Source organism: Acidiferrimicrobium sp. IK, assembly GCF_025499425.1.
Taxonomy (GTDB): domain Bacteria; phylum Actinomycetota; class Acidimicrobiia; order Acidimicrobiales; family Palsa-688; genus Acidiferrimicrobium.
In genome coordinates, this window is sequence record NZ_JAIMCB010000013.1 from 22,027 (window position 1) to 47,778 (window position 25,752).

Sequence of the window (25,752 nt, forward strand, 5' to 3'; positions counted from 1 at the left end):
CGTCCTGCGTACCATCCAGGACGAGGGGCGCGCAGCGGCCGCCGACGAGCAGGCCATCCTGGCCCGCTGGGCGGGCTGGGGTGCGCTCCCCGACGTCTTCGACCCGGCCCGAGACGACTGGGCGTGGACTCGATCCGAGCTGGCCGGTCTGCTCGGCGACCAGGACATGGCCGCCGCGGCCCGCTCGACCATCAACGCCCATTACACCTCCGCCGAGGTCGTCACCGCCATCTGGTCCGCCGTAGGTCGCCTCGGGTTCAGCGAAGGCCGGATCCTTGAGCCGGGCATCGGCTCCGGGAACTTTCTTGCCCTCCGCCCCGACACTGTGCGGGTGTCGGAAGTGGTAGGCGTGGAGCTCGACCCGACCACCGCGGCGATCGCCCAGAGCCTCTACCCGTCGGCGGACATCCGGGCCGAGAGCTTCGCCGATTCCCGCCTGCCAGACGGGTATTTCGACGTGGTGGTGGGCAACGTCCCATTCGCCAAGGTCGCCCTGCATGATCGGCTTGACAACCCGGCCGGCCACAGCATCCACAACCACTTCCTGGTCAAGTCGCTACGCCTGACCCGCCCGGGCGGGCTGCTAGCGGCGGTGACGTCGCGCTGGACGATGGACGCCCTCAACCCCGCAGCGCGCCGGGAGATCACCTCCCTGGCTGACTTGCTCGGCGCCGTCCGCCTGCCGGCGGGGGCGTTCGGTCCCGTAGCGGGCACCGACGCCGTCTGCGACGTGGTGATCCTGCGCCGCCGAGAACCCGACCCGCCCCCCTGCCCCAATCCGGATTGCCCGGCCTGTGACACCGGGTACTGCGACCAGGTCCACCCGGGCGAAGGCTGGTCGCGGGTGGTCGATGTCGAGGTCGATGGGGGGACCGTCGGGTGCAACGAATACTTCGCCCGGCACCGCCATCTGGTCCTCGGGGACCTGGCCGTCGGGGCCGGCCACTACCGCGACGGCGAACTCACCGTCACCGCCCGCCCCGCCCCGCTCGACGCACAGCTCGAGCAAGCGTTGGGGCAGGTGACGGCGGCGGCCGCCGCCGCCGGCATGGGATGGAACCCCGCACCACGGCCCCCGACATCCGCCCAGTCGACATCCGAACCGGCCCGACGAGGCGCGACCCACCCGACGGCCGGCGAAGCTGCCCTGGAGGATTTCCACAAGGAGGGGAGCATCATCGCCACCCCGGCGGGCGGCTTCGCCAAAGTGATCGACGGCCGCCCCGAGCCGTTCGCGCCGACACCGAAATCGGCCCGCGGGGAGCTGCGGGCGTTGGTGGAGCTACGCGACGCCGCCGCGGCCACGCTCGCGGCTCAGGCGGTCAGCGGCGACGACACCACGTTCGGGTTCGCGCAGCGCCGCCTCAACCGGGCGTATGACACCTACGCGGCCAGGTTCGGGCCGCTCAACCGGTTCAAACTCGTCCGCACCGGCCGGGCCGACCCCGCCACCGGCGAAGACCGCTACCGCCGGGCCGACCCTACCCTGGGCGGTTTCCGGTCCGACCCCGACCTCTACACGGTCCTGGCGTTGGAGGTCTTCGACCCCGAAACGCAGACCGCCCGCAAAGCCCCGATCTTCACCCGCCGGGTCGTCGGCCCCCGCCCGGCGGTCCTCGGCGCCGACAGCCCGGCAGCGGCCATGGCCGTCTGCCTGGACCAGACCGGCACCGTCGAATTGCCCCGGGTGGCGGACCTGCTCGGCGTCGGCATCGACACCGCCCGGGCCGGCTTGGGCGACCTGGTCTTCGAGGACCCCGACACCGGCGACCTGGTTCCCGCCGGCCGGTACCTGGCCGGCGACGTCCGAACCAAACTCGACGCCGCCGCCGACGCCGTGGGCCGCGACGACCGCTTCGCTACGAACGTGACCGCGCTGCGAGCGGTGCTGCCCGTCGAGCTCGGCCCCGAGGAAATCCGGGTCCGTCTCGGGGTTCCGTGGATCGACGCCTCCGATGTCGCCGGCTTCGCCCAAGAAGTCCTCGGCGCGGACCGTGTGCTGGTCGAGCACGCCGAGGTCACCGCCATGTGGGCGGTCGAGGCACCGACGTGGCAGCGGCGCAGCGTGGCCATGACCTCCGAATGGGGAACCCGACGCGCCGACGCCATCACGCTTTTGGGGGCGTCGCTGGAGCAGCGGCCGATCAAGATCTACGACACCCTCGAGGACGGACGGCGGGTCGTCAACAGCGACGACACCCTGGCCGCCCGGGAGAAACAAGAAGCCATCGAAGGCCGGTTCGCGGAATGGATCTGGGAGAACCCCGAACGCCGAGACCGCCTCGTCGAGCGCTACAACCGGCGGTTCAACTCCATCGTCGCCGCAGCCTACGACGGCGCCCACCTCACCCTGCCAGGCCTGGCGGAGAGCTTCACCCCGCACCGCCATCAACGCGACTCGGTGTGGCGGATCATCTCCGAACCCAACGTGCTGCTCGGCCACGCCGTGGGGGCAGGCAAGACGGCCACCATGGTCATGGCCGGAATGGAGCTGCGCCGCCTCGGCCTGGTCAACAAGCCCGCCTATGTGGTCCCCAACCACATGCTCGACCAGTTCGCCAACGAGCTGCTCCAGCTGTACCCGACCGCCCGGGTCCTCGTCGCCGACCGCAATGCCACCGGCCCCGCCGCCCGGAAACAGTTCGTCGGGCGGTGCGCGACGGGGGACTGGGACGCCGTGATCCTCACCCACTCCAGCTTCGAACGCATCCCGGTCAGCAACCAAGCCGAACAGGCGTACATCGCCGCCCAAATGGCCGAGCTACGCAAAGCCATCGACGAGTCCAACGCCCGCAGCGGGCTGACGGTGAAACGGCTCGAAGCCGCGCTGGCCCGAGGCGAGGAACGCCAAAAGAAGCTGCTCGACACCGACAAGGCCGACGACGGGGTCAGCTTCGAACAGACCGGCATCGACTACCTCTTCGTCGACGAAGCCCACGCCTATAAACGTCTGGCGTTCGCCACGCACATCGACGGGATCAGCGGCGCCGGCTCCCAGCGGGCCTCCGACCTGGACCTGAAACTGGCCGTGTGCCGCGAATGTTACGGCGAGCGGGTAGCGACGTTCGCGACGGCCACGTTCGTGACCAACACCCTGGCCGAGATGTACGTCATGCAACGCTACCTCCAGCCCGGCGACCTGGAACGGGCCGGTCTGCGGGCGTTCGACGCGTGGGCGGCCACGTTCGGGCGGACCGTCACGGCCTTGGAGCTCGCCGCCGACGGCGGCTCCTACCGGTTCAACACCCGCTTCGCCCGGTTCGTCAACGTCCCCGAGCTGCTCACCCTCTTCGCCCGGATAGCCGATGTCCGCACCGCCGAACAACTCAACCTGCCCGCCCCGACAGTGGCCGGCGACGGCCCCGAAACCGTCGTGGTCCCAGCCTCCGCCGGGCTCGAAGCCTACGTCGAAAGCCTGGTGGCCCGGGCCGAGCGGGTCCGGTCCCGGGCCGTGCACCCCGCCGAGGACAACATGCTCAAGGTCACCGGCGACGGCCGCAAAGCCGCCCTCGACCTGCGCCTGGTGAACCTCGACCCGGATCCTGATGGCGGCAAGATCGGCGCCGTCGCCCAGCGGATAGCGGCGATCGCCGCCGCCACCGCCCGCAACCGCTACACCGACCTCGACGGTGGTCTGCATCCCCGGGCGGGAAGCTTGCAGCTGGTGTTCTGCGACCTGTCCACCCCCGCCGCGCATTGGAACGCTTACGACGAGCTGCGATCCCAGCTCGTCGCCCTCGGCCTCGACGCCGGGCAGGTCCGGTTCATTCACGACGCCAAGACCGACAAGGCCAAGGCCGACCTGTTCGCCGCCTGCCGCGACGGGCGCGTCGGCGTGCTCGTCGGGTCCACCGAGAAGATGGGGGTCGGGACCAACGTCCAGGCCCGGGCGGTCGCCCTGCATCACGTGGACTGCCCGTGGCGGCCCACCGACATCGACCAACGCGAAGGCCGCCTCATCCGCCAAGGCAACCAAAACCCCGAAGTAGAAGTGATCCGCTATGTGACTGAGGGCTCGTTCGACGTGTACACGTGGCAGACCGTGGAACGCAAAGCGATCTTCGTCCACCAGGTCAGTCGGGGCGAGATCGGCGACCGGGAGATCGACGACATCGGCGACCAGGCCCTCTCCGCCGGCCAGGTCAAGGCCCTGGCCACCGGTAACCCGCTGATCATGGAACGCGCCGGCATAGAACAGGACCTCGCCAAGACCGAACGCCTGGCCCGAGCGCATCAACGCGAGCAACACGACCTGGCCAACCGCCAGCGCGCCGCGGGAGAACGCGCCATGCGCCTCGACCGCCAAGCCGACCTGATCGACAACGCCCTGCCCCGCCGGGTCGACACCCGAGCCGACCGGTTCGCCATGACCGTCGGCGACCGCCGCTACACCGGCCGGGTCGACGCCGGCGTCGCCCTGCGAGCCCTCCTGATGGGCCTGTTGGACCGCCACCAACACACCGACGCCGTCGTAGCCCGGTCGGCCACCACCACTCAGGCGGTAGGCGACATCGCCGGCTACCGCCTCGACGCCGAGATCACCCGCATGCCCGGCATGGCGTCTTTCGGGGAGCTCCACATTGAGGATCTCCCCGTCCGCCCCCTTCCCCTGGAGCGAGCGGACCTGGTCCACGCGGATGCCGCCGGCCTGGTCGCCAAACTCGAGAACCGCATCCTGCGCCTCGACGACACCGCGGCGGGCCTACGAGCCGACGCCAACCAGGCCCGCAGCGAAGCCGCCGCCATCGCGGCGCGAATCGGCCGGGCCTTCGAGCACCACGACCAGCTCCGCCGCCTCCGCGCCCGGCTATCCGAGATCGACCGGACCCTCGCCCCCGCCGACCCCGAGCCCGGCGGCCCGGCCGCAGCCGAAACGACAGCCGCCCACAGCCCCGCCGGAGAGGCACCCGAGGGCGCCGCCACCTCCGCCCCGGCCTCCAACACCTCGGCCGTAACCGCCCGCAACGGCGGACTGGCAGCCGACACGGACCAACCCGCCACGGCCCCTCCGAGCGTTCGACCGGTCACCGCCCCGCCCAGCGGTGAGCTATCCATCCACGCCCAGCATCACCTCTACCAGCGCGCCGCCCAAGCCCTGCCCGAGCCGCCACCTACCATCGAGGGGTGACCGCCCGGGTGGTCCAGCTGCTGGCGAGCGTTGAACTTCTGCCAACCGGACGCGATGAACGATCAGATCCAGGCCGTCGCCGGGCGCCCCAAGGCCACCCAGGCGCTCTCCACGCCAAGGCGTCGTCGGCGGCGTTGCGTTCCCCCGCCGCTCCGGCAGCGCCGCTCGAAGCGTGCAGGGGTTCCGGGCAACTGCGCCAGCAACCACGACAATGCGCGCCGATCGCTGACCTCTCATCGCACGCGTGCTCCGAAAATCGCCCCTGCGCTGGCTGATAGGGGGCCAGCTGGGGCCGTGCTGGTAGTGCGGATCAGATCTGGTAGGGGAGCCGACCCGGCGCGACCCGGTTCCCCAGCCTTCCCCATCGGGGCTTCTCGCCACCCCGTTTGACATCGTGGTCGGTGCCGACCGCGGGGAACCGCCGGTCGACGGGTTCGGGCAGGTCAACAGGCATAACCAGCGGACGGTGGGGAACCCGACAGGGCCAGCCGGGAGCGGCCCGCGGCGGTCGGTTCCCCACAAAACCTCCTCGAGGGGTTCGGGGTGGGGAGCGGCGTGGGGAACTCCCCACCGCACGCTTCGGGCATGAACCTCTTCGCAGCACTCGACGCCGAGTGGGCCGCCCTCGCCACCACCGCCCAGGCGGCACAACACGTGGCGGGCTGGTGTGTCCGAGAGCCCGCGCTTGCCGGCTCGACGCCGATGGAGCTGGTGGTGGCGGTCGTCGCCGATCGGCGATGGGGCCGAGCCGACCCCCGCCTGACCGCCCTCGTCCGCCTCGCCGCCGACGACCTGGCGGCCCGGGCCGTCCTGCAATGCGTGCTGCCCGGTCTACGGGCCGAGCCGATGTACTGCCGTCGGCACCACTGGAGTCTGGCCGACCCCGCCGACGACCTCGCGGATGTCACCGCAGAGCTGGTCGGCGCCGCCTGGGAGGCCATCCGAGCCCGGGCCGGGACCACCCTGGCCGACCCGGAAAACACCCTCGTGCGCGCCGCCACCGAGAAGCTCCGGACTCGCCGGCGGGCAGAGGCCCGAACCCGGGCGCGCACCGTCCCCCTGGTCGGCATGGCCGTAGCCGGCCAGGTCGACGTCGATGACGCCCGGAGCGCCGCCGAGCGGGTCATGGTCACCCTGGTCGACGCCGTGCGAGCCGAGACGGTCACCGCCCGCCAAGCCGACCTGCTCTACAACGTCCGCGTGGCCCGGATCTCTGGACGCGAAGCCGGCCGCCGCTACGGGATGACCCCAGGCCAGGTCTTCCACGCCCTCAGCGTGGCCGAGACCGCCCTGCAACGAGCGAGCGCATGACCCCCCGCCTCGACCCCACTCCAGCGGCGGCCAGCGACGGCGAGACCAAGCTCGCCGCCATCGCCGCCGCCCTCGCCGCCGCGGCCGCGCTCGCGCTGGTCATCGCCGGTGCCGTCTCCGCCCTGGTGTTCGGGTCCGGCTGGGCGTGGCCGGCGGGCGCCCAGTGGGGCCGGATCATCCACGCCACCGTTGCCCACCCCGACCACCCCGCCGCGGGCTGGCCGCCCACTCTCGCCCACCGGCTCCCCGCGGCGGGCGCCTTTTGGGCCACCTACCTGACCCTGACCGCCGCCGGCGCAGCCACCGCCCTGCTGGGCTGGTCGCGCCTGGTCGGTCGGCGTCCGGGGCCGGGCCGCGACGGCTTGGCCCGCCCTGGCCACCTCCGCCGAGAAGCCTCCACCGGCGCGGCGCGCCGACGCCGCAACATCACCCGGCCGGGCCTGGCCGGCCGCCGCAACCACCGCACCGATTTCGGTTATCCACTCGGGCGGGCCACGCAGGGGGGTGTCGCCCTTTGGGCGTCGTGGGAATCGTCGACCCGGGTGATCGGCCCTCCCGGTGAAGGCAAAACCTTCCGGGTCCTGGCCCGCATCCTGCGCCACCACCCCGGCCCCGCCGTGGCCACCTCCACCAAGGCCGACTTGTACGAACTCACCGCCGACGCACGACGCACCCACGGCCCCGTCGCCGTGTTCGACCCGGACCGCCTGGTCGACGGGGCAACCCCGGTGCGCTGGTCGCCCGTGGCCGGCTGCGATGACAGTGTCACCGCCGAGCGGCGCGCAGCCGCCCTGCTCGCCGCTGCGGGCGACGCCGGCGACAGCCGCTACGGGGCGTTTTTCGTCGACGCGGCGCGCGACGTCCTCAAGTGCTACCTGCACGCCGCCGCCCTCACCGGCGGCGACATCCGCACCGTGCTCGGCTGGTCCCGCCGCCTCGATGACCCCACCCCCGCCGAGATCCTCCGCACCGAGCCGGCCGCGGCCCCCGGGTGGGCCGGGGTCATCGCCGTGCACACCACCGGCGCGGTCGAGACCACGTCGGGGGTCATGCGCCACCTGGCCCGAGCCCTGGCCTGCTTCTCCCACCCCCACGTCATCGACGCCTGCTGCCCGCCACCAGGCGACAGCTTCGACATCCCCGCGTTCCTCCACGCGAACGGCACCGTGTACCTGCTGGGCAAGGACACCGGTCTCGGCGCCGTGGCCCCGCTGCTCACCGCGTTCGCCCAAGACGTGTTCGACACCGCCGAGCGCCTGGCCAACCGACAGCCCACCCGCCGCCTCGACCCGCCCCTGCTCGGACTGCTCGACGAGGCCCCGTCCATCGCTCCCATCCCCACCCTGCCCGCCCTCCTCGCCGACGGCCGGGCCCGGGGGATCGTGATCGTCTACGCCATGCAGAGCTTCTCCCAAGCCGTCACCCGCTGGGGCGCCTCCCCGGCGGAGACCATGGCCAATGCCACCAACATCACCGTCGTCTTCGGCGGGCTCTCCTCCGCCCGAGACCTTGCCGACCTCGAACGGCTCTGCGGGACCCGCCAAGCCCGCCGCGAAACCGTTCACCGGGGCGGCGAGCGCGGCGCCCGGTCCGCAACGGCCAGCTGGGAAACCACCCCGGTGCTGGCCGCCGGCGACCTCCGCACCCTGCCCGCCGGGGCCGCGCTCGTGCTGTGGGGCCGACTCCCGCCCATCGTGGCTCGGTTCCCGCTGCTCAGCGACGACCGGGACTGGAAGACCATCCGCGCCGCCCAAACCCGCCGCCCGCACCCCAGCCCGACCGAGACCGAATCGCGATGACCGACACCGCCGGCCGCCAGGCCACTCCCGACCTCCGCCCGCCCCTCCCACCACCCGAGCTAGAGGACCCCGCCAACGAGGAGAACCGCCCGGCCGGGTGGGACTGGACCGACCAGACCGACACGACCGCCGCCTACCTGGCCGACGCCCTCGCCCAGTTTGTCGCCTACTTCAACGCCCGGTACCCGTGGACCCGAGAACAGACCATCCCACCCTGCTGGGCCGCCCATGGGGCGCTCATCGAAGAGATCACCACCCTCATGTGGTCCCGGTGGGCCGCCTTCCAAGGACCCCTCGCCGGTCCCGAAGCCGCCCAAACCTGGCACACCTACCACCTGCCCCTCTTCACCGCCCGGATCACCACCTGGATCGGCCACGAAGCCGCCGCCGACTGCCGCTCCGGGCACCACCAACCCTCACGACTCATCGAACCCGACCGGCCCCTCGTCACCGGGCGCCGACCCGCCCCGACGACGCAGCGACGGCCATGAACGAGCGCCACGCCCATGCGAACCCCGCGGCCACTGCGGACGGGGACTCCGCCTCACCGCCTCGGACGGAGATGATCGCCAACCGAACAGCAATAACCGCAGACGCCCGGCCTGTCGCCCGCCGCCCGGCTCCTCCGACCAGGCGCGACACGCCGCTGGTGGACCTCAACCGTGCCAGCCCGTACCAGGCCGCGCTGGCCTACGCGGCCCGGGGATGGCCGGTCTTCCCCGTCGCCGGGATCGTCGGCGGCCACTGCGGTTGCCGGGCCGGGCCCATGTGCGACCATCCCGCCAAGCACCCCCTCAACCGATACGGTCTCAACGCCGCCACCACCGACCCCGCCCAGGTCGCCCGGTGGTGGCACACCTGGCCGTGGGCCGGTGTCGCCATCCGCACCGGCGCCCCCTCCGGCCTGGTCGTAGTCGACATCGACCCCGCCCACGGCGGACTGCGCACCCTCGACGACCTCGCCCGTACCGGCCAGCTCCCCACCCGGACACTCGACACCTTGGCCGTGCGCACCGGCGGCGCGGGCCACCATCTGTTCTACCAACACCCAAAGACGACGGTCCCGAACACCACCGGTCAGCTGCCGAGCATCGGAGCAACTCCCGGGGTCGACCTGCGCGGCGACGGCGGCTACATCATCGCACCGCCCTCCCCCCACCACTCCGGGCAACGCTACCAATGGGAACCCACCCTCCCGGCACCGGCCGAACTGCCGCCCTGGGCGCAACCGGCACCGCCGGCCCCGAGGCAACCACCGCCTCGCATCCCGGTCGTAGGGGAAGGAAGACTGGCTCGCTACGCTCACGCCGCCCTCGAACGCGAAGCAGCGGCCGTTGCCTCCGCCCCCGAAGGGCAGCGCAACCACACACTCAACCGGGCCGCCTACAACCTCGGCACACTCGTCGGCGCCGGAGCCTTCGATGAAGCCGTCGTCGCGACCAGCCTGGCCCACGCCGCCGAATCCGCCGGGCTCGGCCCTCGAGAGATCATGACCACCATCCGATCCGGCCTCAGCACCGGCATCGCCCATCCCCGCCAGCTTCCCGCCGTACCAGTAGAGACACCGGCGGCGGTCCCGCGCGCCGACCGGCCCCGAGTGCCAGCGCCGCAGATCCATCTCGCCCCGTAGGACACAGGGGGACAGGCGCCGGGTTGAGATGGCGGCTGGTCGGTCCGTCGCGCCCCTGCTCCCCGCCGGGTGTACGCCAGTACTTTGTGCGGGCCACCCTGCCGTAGCCTGATGGAGCGCCGGTAACGGCACCTACCGTCGGGCAGTTCGCCGGCCACGGTCAACCCCTAAAGTGTCCGGCCGGCAGTCGAATGAATGGTTCGGGCCGGTTGCCACCGGTAAGCAGCAACGTTAGGCGCCGAGGGCTTTGCGTACGGCGGCGAGGCGGTCGGGCTCGACGCTCCACCACATCCACCGGCCCCGCTTCTCGCCGACGAGCAGGCCGGCCTCGGAGAGCACCCTGGTGTGATGTGACACGGTCGGCTGGCTCTTGGCGAGAGGTGCTTCGAGGTCGCACGAGCAGATCTCGGTCCGGGATGCCACGAGGGAGAGCAGACGGAGGCGAACGGGATCGGCCAGAGCAGCCAGGACCCGAGCCAACTCGTTGGCCTCGGGTTCGCTGAGGGGCGCGTCGATGACCGACGACACGCACAGGTCGTCGGCGCAGCACTGCAGGTCAGTCTTGGTCCCGCCCATCACCATCACCTCTACCTATTGACAGGAATCGATCTTTGCCTAGAGTGGACATCGACACCAGTCAATCTACTCCCAGGAATGCCCGTGTCCCGTGTACAGCTCGCGCTCAACGTCTCCGACCTCGACGAGGCCATCAGCTTCTACTCCAAGCTCTTCGCCACCGAGCCGGCCAAGGTCCGCCCCGGCTACGCCAACTTCGCCGTGGCCGATCCTCCGCTCAAGCTGGTGTTGATCGAACACGCCAACCAGACCCCCGGGACCCTGAACCACCTCGGTGTCGAAGTGGCATCCACCGAAGATGTGACCGCGGCCCAGTCCCGGCTCGCGGGCGAGGGCCTGGCCACCGCGGTCGAAGAGCAGACCGCATGTTGCTACGCGGTGCAGGACAAGGTGTGGGTCGACGGTCCCGGCGGCGAACCGTGGGAGATCTACACGGTGCTGGCCGACACCGAGATGCCGGCGGGTCAGCTTCGCTCCGCAGCACCCGGCGAAGCAGCCTGTTGCGCCACCCGCCCCGACTTGGCCGGCGTCACATCGACGGGCGACTCGTGCTGTTGACGTTGAGCACCGGTCCGGTCACAGAAGGTGGGTCGTGAGCGACGTGATCGCCGAGCGCCCCGCGCCCGGCACCAGCGCCGACACCGCGGTTGTTGGCCGCCTGTCGTTCCTCGACCGGTTCCTGCCAATCTGGATCATCGCCGCCATGGCGCTCGGGATCGGTCTGGGCCGGGCCATCCCCAGCCTCAACGCCCGCCTGGGCGCCATCCAGGTCACCTCGGGGACGTCGCTGCCCATCTTCGTAGGACTGCTGGTCATGATGTACCCGGTGCTGGCCAAGGTCCGCTACGGCGAGCTCGGGTCGGTGGCCCGAGATCGCCGCATGCTGGTCTCCTCCTTGATCTTCAACTGGGTCATCGGACCGGCGGTCATGTTCGCCCTGGCCTGGCTCCTGCTGCCCGATCAGCCGACCTACCGGACCGGGTTGATCATCGTCGGCCTGGCCCGCTGCATCGCCATGGTCCTCATCTGGAACGACCTCTCCGGCGGTGACCGGGAAGCGGCGGCGGTGCTCGTCGCCGTCAACTCGATGTTCCAGATCGTCGCCTTCGCGCTCCTCGGCTACTTCTACCTCGAAGTGCTGCCCGGCTGGCTCGGCCTGAACACCATCGGCCTGCACCTGTCGGTACCCAAGATCGCCGGGACCGTCGCCATCTTCTTGGGGGTGCCTCTCGTCGCCGGGTTCTTGACCCGCACCCTGTCGGAGCGGACCAAGGGTCGGCAGTGGTACGAGACGAAACTGTTGCCCCGGCTCGGGCCGTTCGCTCTCTACGGGCTGCTCTACACCATCGTCATTCTCTTCGCCCTCCAAGGTCGAACCATCACCGGCCATCCGGGCGACGTGGCCCGCATCGCCGTCCCGCTGTTGGGCTACTTCGCGGTCATGTGGTTCGGGGCGTTTTTCTGGGGTCGGGTCATCGGCCTGCCCTACGAGCGGACCGCCACTCTGGCGTTCACCGCCGCGGGCAACAACTTCGAGCTGGCCATCGCCGTGGCCATCGGGGTGTTCGGGGTCACTTCGGGCCAGGCCCTGGCCGGGGTTGTCGGCCCGCTCATCGAGGTCCCCGTGCTCGTCGGGCTGGTCTATGTGTCGCTGTGGGCCAAACGACGGTTCTACCCGGCAACCCCCAGCAGGGTGTGATGACCGGGGCGGCCCGCTCGATCCCGTCCCCAGAGGGGCGCCTGGGCGGCGAGATCGCCCACCTGGCCGCCGACGACGCGGACGCCTCCGAGTCGAGCCCAAGTCCAAGGAGCAATCTTGAAAGAAGTCCCCGAGAGGTCCTTTTCGTCTGTGTCCACAACGCCGGACGGTCCCAGATGGCCGCCGCCCTCCTCGACCATCACGCCCACGGAAGAGTGCATGTGCGCTCCGCCGGGTCCGAGCCCGCCGACCGGCTCAACCCCGCCGTCGTGGAGGCCATGGCCGAGATCGGCCTCGACGTCTCCGCCGAGTTCCCCAAGCCGCTCACCGACGAGGTGGCCCGCTCCGCCGACGTGCTCATCACCATGGGCTGCGGTGACGCCTGCCCTGTCTACCCCGGCAAGCGTCACTTGGACTGGGATCTCACCGACCCCGCCGGCCTCGCCCTCGAAGAGGTCCGAGCCATACGAGACGACATCGACCGCCGCGTCCGAGACCTCTTGGCCGAACTCGCCCACCAGCCGAGCAGCTGAAGAGGTCGGACCGAGATGAGCGAGGACCCAAGATGTCCGGGAGCGGGCAGGTACCGCTACGCCGAAGCCGCAATCCGCCCCGCAGCCGGTCGCGCGACGAGGCCCGAGCGCAGAGAGGCGTTAGCTGCGGTACCTCACCGACGCTGAGGACCGCAAAACCCGAGAGTGGGCCGTCTTCGGGCCGACCTCTGCGACCCGGCCGGCACCGACGAGCCCGCGCAGCCGCCTCACTCCGGTTGCGGCGTGCCCGCTGCGGTCGCAGACCTGCATCCCGGCGAGACCGTCTTGGATCTCCGGTTCGGCGCGGGGCGCTGATGTCCTCGTCTCGGCCCGCCCGCGCCGCACCCGAGGCCGTACCGTCGGCCTCGACATGACCACCGACATGCTCGACCTGGGGGCGCCGTAACGCCGGCGAGGCCAGAGTCACCAACGTCGAATTCGTCCGCGGCGGGAAGTCCTCCCGCTGCCAGACACCAGCGTCGGCGCGGTCCGTCCAACTGCGTGATCAACCTGTCGGCCGACAAGCGCTCTGGTCTGTGAGGCCTTTCGTGTGCTCCGTCCCGGTGGCCGTCTCGCTATCTCCGTCGTGGTGGCCGACCCTGACATGGACGTCGCCACCCGCATCGACATGGCCCGCTGGACCGGCTGCATCGCCGGAGTGCTGAGCGAGGACGACTACTGGAATGCGCTCACCGCCGTGCGATTTCGGGCATCGGGAGCAAGGAGACCCACCGGCTCCATCCGAATGCCGTCTCAGCGATCATCCGGGCACGCAAGCCTGCCAGGAGACTCGTCCTGAGCGAACTGGGTTCGTGACGGCCTGGCGCGGGCACGGTGATCAGTGTGCTGCCGGGTTGAGGATGTGGCACACCAGACCCGGTGAGCACGCATCAGGCGACAGCGTTCGGCCTCGCTCGTCGAGACGGCGCAGTTCGTCGCGCAGGGCCGCGAGTTCGACGATGCGGGTGTCGAGATCGGCGGCGCGGCCCTCGATGAGCTCGAGTACATGGGCACATGGAGGGCGGCCGGCTTCCCGGAAGGCGATGACGCCCCGGATCTCGCCGAGGGTCAGCCCCACGGCCTGGGCGGCCCTGATGAAACGCAACCGATCGAGGACCGTCTCGGGGTAGTCCCGGTAGCCGCTGGCGGTGCGGTCTGGTTCGGGTAGCAGCCCGACCGTCTCGTAGTAGCGGAGCGCCTTGGCGGTCACCCCGGAGCGGTCTGCTGTTTCGCCGATCCTCACGACGATTGACGATACCGCTTGACCTTCCCCTGAGGTGGAAGGTTGATGATGGGGGTTGTGAAGGTCGAACTGCTGTACTTCGAGGGCTGCCCGAACTGGCAGATTGCCGAAACCCGCCTCCGTGAGGCCTTGGGCGCACTCGGGCAGGGGGCGGTCACGGTCACCCATCGGGTGGTGTCGAGCCCCGAGCAGGCGGAGCGGGTCGGGTTCGGGGGTTCGCCGACGATCCTGGTCGACGGGACCGACCCCTTCGCTCGGCCCGACGATCCGGTTGGCTTCGCCTGCCGGCTGTACGACCACATACCGACGGTGGAACAGATGAGGGCGGTGCTTTCCGGTGGGCGCTGACCGCAACGCCGCCGGTGTGGGTCTGGCGGCATTTGTGGCGGCCCTCACCGTGTGGTGTGCTCTGCCGGCGGTCCTGGGCGTCGCTGTCGGGACCACGCTCGCCGGGATCGGGTCGCCGACCTGGCTGGCCGGCGCAGCGGTGTTGGCCGCAGGCGCCGTCGTGGTGGGGTGGCGTCGTCGTCACGGTTGTGCCGGCAGGGAGCGATAGCGAGTGTCTACATCGGTCACCAGGGACGAGGTCCGCCGTCTCGTGGGCGCCGGAGCGCAGCTGGTGGAGGTACTGCCCCCAGGTGAATACGACCAGGAGCATCTTCCCGGCGCCGTCAACCTGCCGCTCAAGTCGCTGACCGCGGCAACGGTCGCGGCGCTGGACAGGTCGAGACCTGTGATCGTCTACTGCTGGGACGGGTTGTGAGATATGAGCCCACGAGCCGCGTGCCGGCTCACACAACTCGGCTTCGAGCCTGTCTACGACTACACCCTCGGCAAGGTCGACTGGCTCGCCGCCGGCCTACCCACCGAAGGCGCAGCCCATCCCGCTCGGGTTCTCGACGCCTTGCGTCGTGACGTGCCCACCTGCGGGCTCGACGCGCCTGGCGGCCCGGTCATGGAGCGGGCGCGTCTGGCGGGCTGGGACCGCTGCGTCGTCGTCGACGACCGCCGGGTCGTGGCCGGAGTGTTAGGCGCCGAGCGGGTCGATGCGGGGGAGCAGCGGAGCGCGGCGGAGCTGATGGCGCCAGGGCCGACAACGGTGCGCGCCCACGAAGATCTCGTCGCCACCCGGGGGCGGATGGTCGAGCGTCACGTCGCCCACCTGTTGGTCACCACCCCTGACGGCGTCCTTCTCGGCGTCCTCGACGCGGCCGGCGATGACGGTGCCCGTTGAGAGCCCCGAACTGGAGCTCTTCTCGCCGGCCTTCCCATCGACCAGGTCGCTGACCTGCGGGCCGCTGATCCGGACTCGGGATGACCGCTACCTTCGACGCCATGTTCAAAGTCGCGGCTCGAGTACTTCGAGGTGTTGGGGCGCTCGGGGCGGTGGCGGGGTGCGCGTCGATGACCGCCATGCTCCCCGGTCTGGCGGCCAGCATGTTCGCCGCGGTCGGCCTGGCCACCTCCACGGCGGCCGGACGGGCGTTGGCGACGGTGGCCGAACCGCTCTTCGTGGTCTCCGCCGTGTTGATGGTGCTCGGTGCGCTGGCGTGCAGCCGGCTTGCGATACTGCTCGCCGCCGCCGGTTGTGTGGCGGCCTTCGTGGGCATGTTCGTGCTCACCAGCGTGGCGGCCATGGCCCGTACGGGGTCCATGGGAGCAACCCCGCCTGCCGCCGAGACGCTGTTCTACATGGGCGCCGCGCTCATCGTGGCCAGCTTCGCCACCACGCTCGTCCGCCGGCGCCGTCGAAGTTGCGCGCCGGTCGTGGCCGCCCTCGCTCGCTAGGCGAGCACCGGGCGGCGGGATGACAAGCCGGCAAGAGAAGTCTGGGAGGGCGCAACCATGGAGACGGCGGGGGCTGTCGTTCCGATCGGGGCCGTTCCGGCGGCTGTACGCGGCGCGCACGGCGTCGCAGTGGGGCGACACATTCAACGTCGTCGCCATCGTCATCCTCGTCTACCGTCTCAGCGGCTCGGGCCTGTCGGTCGCCGCCACCGTCGTCTTCGAGATCGTCCCCGTCTTGGCGCTCGGGTTCGTGGCCGGAGCGGTGGTCGACCGCGCGCCGCGCATCGCGGTCATGGTCGGCGCGGACCTCGCCCGAGCGGTCGTCGCCGGGGTACTCGCGGTGTTCGGTCACCAGCTGTGGGTCATCTACGCCGCCGCGTTCTCCATGTCGGCGTTCACCGTGTTCTTCAACCCCGCCGCCGCCAGCGTGTTGCCGGCAGTGGCCGGCGACGATCTCCTAGGGGCAAACTCGGTCATCTGGTCCACCGCGGTCGTCTCCCAGATCGCCCTGGCCCCCCTCGCTGGTGTTCTCGTCGCGGCTGCGGGAGCTGGCCCGGCGTTCGGGATCAACGCGGTGTCGTTCCTTGTGTCCGCCTCCCTGCTGGCCGGCATCCGGGTGCCGCACAACCCCGCACCCGCCGCTCGGCGTCGCCTGGGCGACATCGCAGACGGGTTCGCCTACCTCCGAGCCAGCCGCTTCCTGCGCACCCTGGCCGCCGTGCAGGGCATCGCCGCCCTCTCCGCCGGGGCCACCTCCGCACTGTTGGTGGTTCTCGCCGAACGGCATCTCCATCTGGGAGCCGGACGCTTCGGTGTCCTCCTCGGCGCCATCGGGATCGGCGCCGGCGTCGGCCCGTTTCTCCTGCGCCGCGTCACCCGCAACGTGTCCCGCCCCGCTCTTGTCTTCGGCCCCTACCTCCTCCGCGGCCTGGTCGACCTGTGCTTGGCTGCGTTCAGCTCGTTCGCGGGCGCCCTGGTAGGGCTCGCCGCCTACGGGATCGGCACCTCCACCGGCAACGTCACCTACCAGACCACCCTCCAAACCGTGGTTCCTGACGACCGGCGAGGACGAGTGTTCGCGTTCTACGACGTCGTCTGGCAGACCGGACGCCTCGCCAGCATCGGTGTCGGCGGCGTCCTCGCGGACACGCTCGGCATCGCCGCCGTCTACTACCTCGGCGGCGCCCTCCTACTCGTCGCCGCCACCGTCGGCCTCACCCGGCTGCGCACCGACGACCTTCACCTGCCTGGCGACGCCAAGCCGTGATGTCGGGCGGGGGAGTGGCAGGCGGACGGACGCTTTGGTCCGATCCTCTGGGGGCCACGGGCTGCGACGGGTCGCGGTGGGCCGCACCGGCCGAGCAACTCGACCCCGGAGAACGCTCTGCGTAGTCGAGAACCGGAGGGACGCGGCCGCTGTCGCGCCCAGGCCCGGTACCAGGACGAGTTGACCGACGCCGTCGGTTACGCCCCGGCAGATGCCGCCGGGATGCCCCTTCCTTCACCGCTGCCCGATGGTCTCGCCAAATCCTGCGGCCCATTTGCGGCCCATGGCGCCCTGAACATCCGACTTCAGGCCGTTGACCAGGTCTTTTACGGCGAATTCGTCGTGGGCGCGGAGGGAGTCGAACCACCCGCGCCCGCACTCATGGTCGAGAACGTGTCTTCTTTGCCGTGGGGGACGATGGAGCGCCGTGGGCGAATTTCCTGTGTAGGACCAGTGGGTGCAGCCCCGTACCGGATGGACGTCCGGCCTACCCTGTGACTCGTGATCGTGCAGTGCGCAAGACGCTGGGACTTGGGCGAGCGACTGGGTGCCGGTGGCTTTGGGCAGGTGTTCGCCGCTCGGGCTGAGGATGGCAGCACGGCTGCGGCCAAGCTCGTGCCGAAGGCGCCGGGGGCACAGCGCGAGCTTCTGTTCGTTGAACTAGGGGACGCGCCGAATATCATTTCCGTGATCGATTCGGGCGAGACCGCTGACGCCTGGGTCCTGGTTATGCCCATGGCGGAGCGCTCCCTCGGGCAGGAGATCGCCCTGTCCGGAGCGATGGCGGCAACCGAGGCGCTGGCTGTGCTCAACGACGTCGCGGTCGCGCTCGCTGGAATTGAAGGCCTCGTGGTTCACCGTGACCTTAAGCCCGACAACGTCCTTCTCTATGACGGCGCCTGGTGCCTGGCGGACTTCGGTATCTCCCGCTACGCCGAGGCGTCTACCGCCCTCGACACCCGCAAGTTCGCCCTGTCGCCGCCGTATGCCGCACCTGAGCGGTGGCGTGCTGAGCACGCGACCACCGCCGCAGATGTCTACGCGCTTGGCGTGATCGCTCATCAGCTCCTTGCTGGAGAGCTACCTTTCCTCGGCCCGTCCATCGAAGACTTCCGAGATCAGCACCTTCACAACGAGCCGCCGAGCCTCACGGGGCTGCCGGCGCGCCTGGTCGCATTGGTGGAGGAGTGCTTGTACAAGGCTCCCGGCGCCCGTCCGACTGCGAGGAACCTCCAGGCCCGGCTGGAGCGCGCTGGTATCGAACAGCCGCTCCCGGGAGGATCGCAACTAGCGGCGGCATACCAGGCACAGGTGAGCAGGGTGGCCCACCACAGCGGGGCTCGGTCCCGCGAGCAGACCGAGCAGGAGCGCCGAGCCAGTCTCGCCGCGGCCAGCCGGCGTGCCTTGCAGGCGACCTCCGAAGCGTTGGTCGAGGTCCTGAACCAAGAGGCTCCGGGCGCGGCGGTGCAGCCGCAACCACATGCGGAGTCCGGTTGGAGCGTGGCGCTCGGCGATGCTCGACTGGCGCTTTCCGGGGTGGCGTCCTTCGACGGGCGAGGCTGGGGCGACTGGAGCGCGCCCGCGTTCGACGTGGTCTCCTACGCCACAGTGTCGGTCCGGGTACCGTCGAGCCGGACGGGCTATGAAGGACGAAGCCACTCGCTCTACTTCTGCGACGCTCAACAGGAAGGCACGTATAGCTGGTTTGAGACGGCGTTCATGGTCAGTCCGATGATGGCCGCTCAAGGCCGCCAGGACCCCTTTGCTCTCGGTCCGGGAACTGAGGCTGCCAAAGCCCTGTGGCCGGGGATGGCCGAGTACCAGGTTGCCTGGCCATTCACTGCACTCGTTGTCGGAGACCTCGATGAGTTCCTCGATCGGTGGCTCGGATGGTTCGCCAAGGCGGCCCAAGGGCAGCTCGGGCATCCGTCGGCCATGCCGGAGCGAGACGTGTCAGGCACATGGCGACGCACCTAGTCGCTCATCGTGACGCTGCAAATTGCCGCCCGACCGCCTCACCTCCTCCCGCGCTCCTCCCGCGAACACCGGAAAATCGAGGTCGGTGGCGGTCTCTGGCGGTCAAACGAAAGAGGCCCTGACCAGCACGTATGCGCTGGTCAGGGCCTGTTTCCGCTGGTGCCCCCGGGAGGATTCGAACCTCCGCAACCGGCTCCGGAGGCCGGTGCTCTATCCCCTGAGCTACGAGGGCGGGGGAGCACCAGCATAGCCTCCGGTCCCGGGCCGGGCCCATCGGGCCCGGCCGCCTACATTGGCGGGCGTGGACGATCGGGTAGCGACCGTGCTGGTGGTCGACGACGACCCGGTGATCGTGACCCTCCTCCGCGTCAACTTCGAGATGGAGGGCTACACCGTGATCGATGCCGGCGACGGCGAGGAAGGTCTGGCGGTGACCCGCCGGGAACGCCCCGACGTGATCGTCCTCGACGTCATGATGCCCAAGCTCGACGGCCTGGGGATGGCCCGACAGCTGAGGGCCGATCCCGACGTGGCGTCGATCCCGATATTGCTGCTGTCGGCCAAGGCCCAAGCGACGGATGTGGCCGCCGGGCTGGCGGTCGCCGACGACTACGTGACCAAGCCGTTCGAGCCCTTGGAGCTGCTCGACCGGGTGGCCGCGTTGCTGGCGGCCCGATGAGCCGCCCGGTTGACCTCGACCTTCTCCCGGAGCATGCGGAGGTGGGGAAAGGGGGCCGGCTGACCATCGCCGGCGTCGACGTGCTCGACCTGTGCGAGGAGCACGGCACGCCGGTGTTCGTCTACGACGAGCAGCACATCCGCAACCGGTGCCGGGAGGCCGTGGCCGCGTTCGGTGCCGACGTCGCCTACGCGTCCAAGGCGTTCTTCTGCACCGAGATGGCCCGCGTCGCCCACGAGGAGGGCATGCGCATCGACGTGTCGACTGGTGGGGAGCTGTTCGTAGCGTTGCACGCCGGTGTCGCCCCGGAGCGTCTCGTGCTGCACGGCAACAACAAGTCCGACGCCGAGCTGGCGATGGCCCTCGATGCCGGGGTCGGCCGCATCGTGGTCGACTCCTTCGACGAGCTGGACCGCCTCGAGCGTCTGTGCGAAGCCCGCAACGCCCGTCCCGCGGTGCTGGTGCGCATCACCCCCGGGGTGGAGGCCCACACCCACGAGTATGTGATGACCGGCCAGGACGACTCGAAGTTCGGTTTCGGCCTGGCGTCCGGCGACGCCGAGAAGGCCGTCGGCCGGCTCCTCGGCGCGCCCAGCGGTCCGGAGTTGGTGGGCGTGCACGCCCACATCGGGTCGCAGATCTTCGCGCTGGACTCCTTCGCCAAAGCGGTGGAGGCCATCGCGCCCTTTTTCTCCACCCTTGGGGTCAGCGAGCTGTGCATCGGCGGCGGTCTCGGGGTCGGCTACGTCGAGGGGGAGCCCACCCCGAGCTTCGAGGGATGGGCCCGCGCCGTACGGGCCGCGGCCGCGGACGCCGGGATCCCCGCCGGCGTATCGCTCAGCGCCGAACCGGGCCGGGCCATCGTCGCCGCCGCGGCGATCACCTGCTACACGGTCGGCACCATCAAGGACATCCCGGGCATCCGCACCTACGTCAGCGTCGACGGGGGGATGAGCGACAACCCCCGACCGGTGCTCTACGGCAGCGGCTACGAGGCGTTCCTGCCCCGGGAGACCGCCGCGTCCCGGCCCCGCACGGTCACCGTCGTCGGCAAGCACTGCGAGTCCGGGGACGTCATCGTCCGAGACGCCGCGGTCCCCGAAGACCTAGCAGTCGGGGACATCTTGGTGACGCCGGTCACCGGCGCCTACGGCCACTCGATGGCATCCAACTACAACAAGGTGCCCCGGCCGCCGGTGGTGTGGGTGCGCGACGGCGCAGCGCGTGTGGTGGTCAGGCGGGAGACCTTCGAGGACCTGGTAAGCCGGGACTGCTAGCCGGGACTGCTAGCCGGGGCTTCGGGCCAGGTGGGAGAGGCAGCGGGGGGGCAAGTACCCTCTCGGTCATGGACACCGGAACCCGGTTGCGCGTCGGCCTCCTCGGCTGCGGCAACGTCGGCGGCGCGCTGGTACAGCTGCTCGCCGACGACGCCGACCGCATCGCCACCCGCACCGGCCTGCGCCTCGACCTGGCTGCGGTGGCGGTGCGAAGCGCCGCTCGCGAGCGGGAGGTGCCCCTGCCCGAGGGGATCCTCACCACCGACGCGGCGTCTGTCGTCGGGCGCGCCGACATCGACCTGGTCGTCGAGGTCATCGGCGGCATCGAACCGGCCCGGACGCTCATCCTGGCCGCGCTGAAGGCCGGCAAGCCGGTCGTCACCGCCAACAAGGAGCTGATCGCCAACTGCGGCTCGGAGCTGTGGGAGGCGGCCGCCACTGCCGGCGTGGACCTCCTGTTCGAGGCGTCGGTGGCGGGGGCCATCCCGCTGATCCGGCCGCTTCGCGAATCGCTGGCCGGGGAGCGGATCCGCCGGGTCATGGGGATCGTCAACGGGACGACCAACTTCATCCTCAGCCGGATGAGCGAGTCGGGAGCGAGCTACCACGACGCGCTGGCCGAGGCCCAGAGCCTCGGGTACGCGGAGCGCGACCCCACCGCCGACGTGGAGGGGTTCGACGCGGCAGCCAAGGCGGCGATCCTGGCCAACGTGGCCTTCGGGGCCCGGGTCGTGGCCGGCGACGTCTACCGGGAGGGGATCAGCGCGATCACCGCGGCGGACATCGCCGTGGCCCGCCGCCTCGGGTACGCGCTCAAGCTGCTGGCCATCGTCGATCAGGACGACTCCGCCGACGGGCCGGTCGCGGTGCGGGTCCACCCGGCCATGGTCCCGGTAACCCATCCGCTGGCGTCGGTGCGCGACTCGTTCAACGCGGTGTTCATCGAGGGAGAGGCCGCCGGGCAGCTGATGCTCCTAGGCCGAGGCGCCGGCGGGATGCCGACGGCCAGCGCGGTCCTCGGCGACCTGCTCGACGCAGCCCACAACCTCACCGCGGGCGGCGCCGGGCGCACCGTCGCTCTTCACCAAGTGGCGCTCCGTCCCATCGACGACCTGACATCCCCCTACTACCTGGACCTCCTCGTGGCCGACCTGCCCGGGGTCCTCCACGCGGTGTCCGGCGTGCTCGGCCGCCACTCGGTGTCGGTCCGGTCGATGGAGCAGGAAGGCGTGGAGGGGGAGGGGGCCAGGCTGGTGTTCATCACCCATCCGGCCCTCGAGCGAGACATGCAGGCGTGCCTCCACGCGCTGCGTGGCCTCGACGTGGTCACCCGCATCGGCGGCCTGATCCGCGTCATCGGTGCCGCGTGATGGCCGGCGCAGCGGGGTGGCGAGGGCTCATCGAGGAGTACCGCGACCACCTGCCGGTGTCGGCCTCCACCCCGGTCATCACCCTGCAGGAGGGCAACACCCCCCTGGTGCCCGCGCCCAGGCTGTCGTCGCGCCTCGGTGCTTCGGTGTGGCTGAAGGTCGAGGGTCACAACCCGACCGGTTCGTTCAAGGACCGGGGGATGACGATGGCCATCTCCAAGGCGGTGGAGGAGGGGGCCAAGGCGGTCGTGTGCGGGTCGACGGGCAACACCTCGGCGTCGGCGGCCGCGTACGCAGCCCGGGCCGGCCTGGTGTGCGCGGTGCTGATCCCCGACGGCTACATCGCCCTGGGCAAGCTGGCCCAAGCCCTCATCCACGGGGCCCGGGTGCTGCAGATCGCCGGCAACTTCGACGCCGCCTTGGACATCGTCCGGGAGCTGGGCGACAAAGCCCCCGTCACGGTGGTCAACTCGATCAACCCGTACCGCATCGAGGGGCAAAAGACCGGGGCGTTCGAGATCGTCGACGTCCTCGGTGACGCCCCCGACGTCCACTGCATCCCGGTGGGCAACGCAGGCAACATCACCGCCTACTGGAAGGGCTACCGGGAGTACCAGGACGCCGGTCGGGTGACCCGCCTGCCCCGGATGCTCGGGTTCCAGGCGGCGGGGGCGGCTCCGATCGTCAACGGGGCCCCCGTCGACGAGCCCGAGACCATCGCCACCGCCATCCGCATCGGCCGGCCGGCCTCCTGGTACGGCGCCACCTCCGCAGCGTCGGAGTCCGGAGGAGGGATCTACGCGGTGACCGACGAGGAGATCCTCGCCGCGTACCGGTACCTGGCCCAGGAGGAGTCGGTGTTCTGCGAGCCGGCGTCGGCCGCGTCGGTCGCCGGGCTTCTCAAAGTCGGCGTGCCGCCCGGGTCCCGGGTGGTGTGCGTCCTGACCGGCCACGGCCTGAAAGACCCCGACATCGCGATCGGCCAGATCGCGGTACCGACCAAGGTGGAGGCTGATTTCGGAGCGGTCCGGGCCGAGCTGGGGCTGTAGCGGGCTGCCGCCTAGGAGCCCCGGGCCCGCACCGGCGACGGCTGCGTGCCGCGTTTCCGGGGGTGATTGCCGTCGAGGCCCAGCTCTCGCTACCATTCGGAGCGTCGCCGCCTGAACCCGGCCACCCGGGACCAGAGGTGTTCCGTCCGGAGCGGATCGCCGGACGGCTCCGGGGAGGGCACTCGCTGCCAGTCGGGGTCGCCCGACCGCTCCCGCCCCGGACGTCCCCGGTCCTTCGACCGTACCCGGCTGCATCGCCACACCGGTTGCGTCGCCCTCGGTTGGCAGGCGCCCGGCCCCCCAACCCGTCGCATCCCTACGAGCGGAAGTCATGAAGAGGTAGTCGATGAGCGAGCAACAGCTCGAACGGTCGGTGCTGGAAGGCAAGGAGCGCGAGGAGCTCTTCGCGATCGCCGAGGCCCTCGGTACCCGGCCGACCAGCCGGGCCAAGAAGGCCGACTTGGTGACCGCCATCCTGCGCGCCACCGGTGTCGAGGCGCCGGCCGACGAGCCCGAGCGTCCCCGCCGGACCCGTACCCGCCGGGTCGCGGCCGCCCCCGACGCGGCTGAGCCCCAGGGCCAGCTCGAGATCCCGACCGACGGTCCCCTCGCCGAGGTCACCGCAGCCGGCGACGAACCGGCCTCAGAATCGCCGGAGGCGGGCACCGGCCCCGACGCCGAGCCGGCGGGGCCCGACGTCCCGGCCGGGGTCTCGCCAGCCGGCGCTCGGGCAGCCGGACGCCGAGAAGAGGAAGGCGACGACGAGGCGGCGGTGGGCGGCCGCGGGGTCTCCAACCCTGCTGCGGTCAACGGCAACGGAGTTGGGGGTGTCGGCACCGACACGGGTCGCCCGGTGCGCAACGTCGCCCGCGGTGGATCCCCGTCGGGCGGCGGCCGTCCGCAGCAGGGCATCTCAGCTCGGCCGAACGGCGCCCACAGCGCCTCCGGCTCGCCGGCAGGGTCCTCGGGCGGTGGCCCGGGCTCTTCGGGGTCCTCGGCCGGCGCCCCCGGCTCTTCGGGGTCTTCGGGTGCTGGTTCGGGGTCCTCCGGGTCTTCGGGTGCTGGTTCGGGGTCCTCGGGGTCTTCGGGTGCTGGTTCGGGGTCCTCGCAGCATGCCGGCGTGGACAGCGACGGCGACGGCCAGCGCTTCGAGAACGAGGGCGGCGGCCGCCGCAACCGCCGGCGTCGGGGACGGGACCGCAACGACCGTCCGGAACGGGAGCTGCAGGGCCAGGCCAGCGAGGCGCAGTACACAGGAGAGCCGATCCCGGTCTCCGGGCTGCTGGACCTGCGCGACGAGGGATACGGGTTCCTGCGGACCACCGGGTTCATCCCAGGCCACGAGGACGTGTACGTGTCCATCAGCCAGGTGCGCCGGTTCTCGTTGCGCAAGGGCGACTTCCTCGAGGGTGGGGCCAGGCCCGCCGGCAACAACGAGAAGTACCCGGCGTTGCTGCGCATCGACACGGTCAGCGGGCTGAGCCCCGACGAGGCCCGCAACCGGCCCCGCTTCGACAGCCTGACGCCGCTCTTCCCCGACCAGAAGCTAGCCCTCGAGGTCCCGGGCGACTCCGCCAACACCACCGCCCGCATCGTCGATCTCATCTCGCCCATCGGGAAGGGGCAGCGCGGCCTGATCGTCTCGCCCCCGAAAGCCGGCAAGACCACAATCCTCAAGCAGATCGCCCACTCGATCGAGGCCAACAACCCCGACGTTTACCTCATGGTGCTCCTCGTCGACGAGCGCCCAGAAGAGGTGACCGACATGCGTCGCTCGGTGAAGGGCGAAGTCGTCGCCTCGACCTTCGACCGCCCCTCCGAGGAGCACACCCAAGTCGCCGAGCTGGCCATCGAACGGGCCAAGCGGATGGTCGAGCAGGGCCGCGACGTGGTGATCGTCCTCGACGGCATCACCCGCCTGGCCCGCGCCTACAACCTGGCGCAGCCGGCTACGGGACGGGTCATGTCAGGCGGGATCGACACCGGCGCCCTGTACCCGCCGAAGAAATTCTTCGGCGCCGCCCGGAATATCGAGGAGGGCGGATCGTTGACGATCCTGGCGACGGCGCTGGTGGAAACCGGGAGCAAGATGGACGAGGTGATCTTCGAGGAGTTCAAGGGCACCGGTAACATGGAGCTTCGTCTCGACCGCCGTCTCGCCGAGCGCCGGATCTATCCGGCCATCGACGTCAACGGCTCGTCGACCCGGCACGAGGAACTGCTCTTCAGCCGGACCCAGCTGCAACAGGTCTGGAAGCTGCGCAGGGCCCTCAACGCCCTCGCTGCCGAGGGAAGCAGCGCAGCCAGCTTGGAGTTGTTGATGGACAAGATCAAAGCCACTCGCAGCAACGACGAGTTCCTCGCCGAGCTGGCAAAGAACCCGGCCACCGCCGTCTGACACCAGTCGGACAGTCCGGCCGGAGCGA

22 protein-coding genes and 1 tRNA gene are annotated in these 25,752 nt (G+C 70.7%); 20 read left to right on the forward strand and 3 right to left on the reverse strand.

Annotated elements, in window-relative coordinates:
- Positions 1-166: 166 nt before the first annotated feature.
- The 5 genes from K6U06_RS18930 to K6U06_RS18950 all read left to right on the forward strand — a co-directional run bounded on the left by K6U06_RS18930 (position 167) and on the right by K6U06_RS18950 (position 9,868).
- Positions 167-5,128: a methyltransferase domain-containing protein gene (locus K6U06_RS18930; RefSeq protein WP_262323630.1), complete on the forward strand. Its 4,962-nt coding sequence runs from the start codon at positions 167-169 to the stop codon at positions 5,126-5,128.
- A gap of 585 nt (positions 5,129-5,713) precedes the next feature.
- Positions 5,714-6,439 carry a hypothetical protein gene (locus tag K6U06_RS18935; protein WP_262323532.1) on the forward strand — a complete coding sequence of 242 codons (726 nt, stop codon included), beginning with the start codon at positions 5,714-5,716 and terminating at the stop codon, positions 6,437-6,439.
- On the forward strand, positions 6,436-8,238 hold the full coding sequence (locus K6U06_RS18940; protein ID WP_262323533.1) for a type IV secretory system conjugative DNA transfer family protein: 1,803 nt from the start codon (positions 6,436-6,438) through the stop codon (positions 8,236-8,238). Before K6U06_RS18935 ends, K6U06_RS18940 begins: the two co-directional genes overlap by 4 nt.
- Positions 8,235-8,729 carry a hypothetical protein gene (locus K6U06_RS18945; protein WP_262323534.1) on the forward strand — a complete coding sequence of 165 codons (495 nt, stop codon included), beginning with the start codon at positions 8,235-8,237 and terminating at the stop codon, positions 8,727-8,729. The genes K6U06_RS18940 and K6U06_RS18945 overlap by 4 nt, the downstream gene beginning before the upstream one ends.
- Positions 8,730-8,887: 158 nt before the next feature.
- Positions 8,888-9,868, forward strand: coding sequence for a bifunctional DNA primase/polymerase (locus K6U06_RS18950; RefSeq protein WP_262323535.1), 981 nt, complete (start codon positions 8,888-8,890; stop codon positions 9,866-9,868).
- A 231-nt stretch (positions 9,869-10,099) separates the two neighbouring features.
- On the opposite strand, the gene K6U06_RS18955 is transcribed toward K6U06_RS18950, so the two are convergent.
- Positions 10,100-10,444, reverse strand: coding sequence for an ArsR/SmtB family transcription factor (locus tag K6U06_RS18955; protein WP_262323536.1), 345 nt, complete (start codon positions 10,442-10,444; stop codon positions 10,100-10,102).
- An 84-nt stretch (positions 10,445-10,528) separates the two neighbouring features.
- Between K6U06_RS18955 and K6U06_RS18960 the strand changes: the two genes are divergently transcribed.
- From K6U06_RS18960 to K6U06_RS18970, 3 genes are all read left to right on the forward strand, one after another.
- Positions 10,529-11,002, forward strand: a complete 474-nt coding sequence (locus K6U06_RS18960) for an ArsI/CadI family heavy metal resistance metalloenzyme (RefSeq protein ID WP_410051097.1) — start codon at positions 10,529-10,531, stop codon at positions 11,000-11,002.
- A gap of 34 nt (positions 11,003-11,036) precedes the next feature.
- On the forward strand, positions 11,037-12,143 hold the full coding sequence (gene arsB, locus K6U06_RS18965) for an ACR3 family arsenite efflux transporter (protein WP_262323538.1): 1,107 nt from the start codon (positions 11,037-11,039) through the stop codon (positions 12,141-12,143).
- Between the two features lie 176 nt (positions 12,144-12,319).
- The gene (locus K6U06_RS18970; protein WP_410051098.1) at positions 12,320-12,676 is read left to right on the forward strand and encodes an arsenate reductase ArsC; all 357 of its coding nucleotides are present in this window, start codon (positions 12,320-12,322) and stop codon (positions 12,674-12,676) included.
- 838 nt (positions 12,677-13,514) lie between these two features.
- On the opposite strand, the gene K6U06_RS18975 is transcribed toward K6U06_RS18970, so the two are convergent.
- Positions 13,515-13,919 (reverse strand): heavy metal-responsive transcriptional regulator, encoded by a 405-nt coding sequence (locus K6U06_RS18975; protein WP_262323540.1) that lies wholly within the window; start codon positions 13,917-13,919, stop codon positions 13,515-13,517.
- A gap of 48 nt (positions 13,920-13,967) precedes the next feature.
- Between K6U06_RS18975 and K6U06_RS18980 the strand changes: the two genes are divergently transcribed.
- The 7 genes from K6U06_RS18980 to K6U06_RS19010 all read left to right on the forward strand — a co-directional run bounded on the left by K6U06_RS18980 (position 13,968) and on the right by K6U06_RS19010 (position 18,951).
- Complete coding sequence (locus K6U06_RS18980; protein WP_410051099.1) at positions 13,968-14,267, forward strand: thioredoxin family protein; 300 nt, start codon at positions 13,968-13,970, stop codon at positions 14,265-14,267.
- Positions 14,257-14,475 carry a hypothetical protein gene (locus K6U06_RS18985; protein WP_262323542.1) on the forward strand — a complete coding sequence of 73 codons (219 nt, stop codon included), beginning with the start codon at positions 14,257-14,259 and terminating at the stop codon, positions 14,473-14,475. The genes K6U06_RS18980 and K6U06_RS18985 overlap by 11 nt, the downstream gene beginning before the upstream one ends.
- Positions 14,476-14,478: 3 nt before the next feature.
- The gene (locus K6U06_RS18990; protein WP_262323543.1) at positions 14,479-14,682 is read left to right on the forward strand and encodes a rhodanese-like domain-containing protein; all 204 of its coding nucleotides are present in this window, start codon (positions 14,479-14,481) and stop codon (positions 14,680-14,682) included.
- A 3-nt stretch (positions 14,683-14,685) separates the two neighbouring features.
- Positions 14,686-15,153, forward strand: a complete 468-nt coding sequence (locus tag K6U06_RS18995) for a CBS domain-containing protein (RefSeq protein WP_262323544.1) — start codon at positions 14,686-14,688, stop codon at positions 15,151-15,153.
- Positions 15,154-15,233: 80 nt separating this feature from the next.
- On the forward strand, positions 15,234-15,707 hold the full coding sequence (locus K6U06_RS19000; protein ID WP_262323545.1) for a hypothetical protein: 474 nt from the start codon (positions 15,234-15,236) through the stop codon (positions 15,705-15,707).
- A 19-nt stretch (positions 15,708-15,726) separates the two neighbouring features.
- Entirely contained in the window at positions 15,727-16,974 is a 1,248-nt protein-coding gene (locus tag K6U06_RS19005) for an MFS transporter (protein WP_262323546.1), read from the forward strand.
- A 501-nt stretch (positions 16,975-17,475) separates the two neighbouring features.
- Entirely contained in the window at positions 17,476-18,951 is a 1,476-nt protein-coding gene (locus tag K6U06_RS19010) for a serine/threonine-protein kinase (RefSeq protein ID WP_262323547.1), read from the forward strand.
- A 157-nt stretch (positions 18,952-19,108) separates the two neighbouring features.
- Here the strand turns inward: K6U06_RS19010 and K6U06_RS19015 are convergent.
- Positions 19,109-19,183 (reverse strand) — tRNA-Arg (locus K6U06_RS19015).
- Between the two features lie 69 nt (positions 19,184-19,252).
- Between K6U06_RS19015 and K6U06_RS19020 the strand changes: the two genes are divergently transcribed.
- The 5 genes from K6U06_RS19020 to rho all read left to right on the forward strand — a co-directional run bounded on the left by K6U06_RS19020 (position 19,253) and on the right by rho (position 25,724).
- Positions 19,253-19,630 (forward strand): response regulator transcription factor, encoded by a 378-nt coding sequence (locus K6U06_RS19020; RefSeq protein ID WP_262323548.1) that lies wholly within the window; start codon positions 19,253-19,255, stop codon positions 19,628-19,630.
- Positions 19,627-20,907, forward strand: coding sequence for a diaminopimelate decarboxylase (gene lysA, locus K6U06_RS19025; RefSeq protein ID WP_262323549.1), 1,281 nt, complete (start codon positions 19,627-19,629; stop codon positions 20,905-20,907). Before K6U06_RS19020 ends, lysA begins: the two co-directional genes overlap by 4 nt.
- Before the next feature lie 68 nt (positions 20,908-20,975).
- Complete coding sequence (locus K6U06_RS19030; protein ID WP_262323550.1) at positions 20,976-22,277, forward strand: homoserine dehydrogenase; 1,302 nt, start codon at positions 20,976-20,978, stop codon at positions 22,275-22,277.
- A complete protein-coding gene (gene thrC / locus K6U06_RS19035; protein ID WP_262323551.1) occupies positions 22,277-23,326 on the forward strand; it encodes a threonine synthase in 1,050 nt (349 codons plus the stop codon). Before K6U06_RS19030 ends, thrC begins: the two co-directional genes overlap by 1 nt.
- 346 nt (positions 23,327-23,672) lie before the next feature.
- On the forward strand, positions 23,673-25,724 hold the full coding sequence (gene rho / locus K6U06_RS19040) for a transcription termination factor Rho (protein WP_262323552.1): 2,052 nt from the start codon (positions 23,673-23,675) through the stop codon (positions 25,722-25,724).
- Positions 25,725-25,752 lie beyond the last annotated feature (28 nt).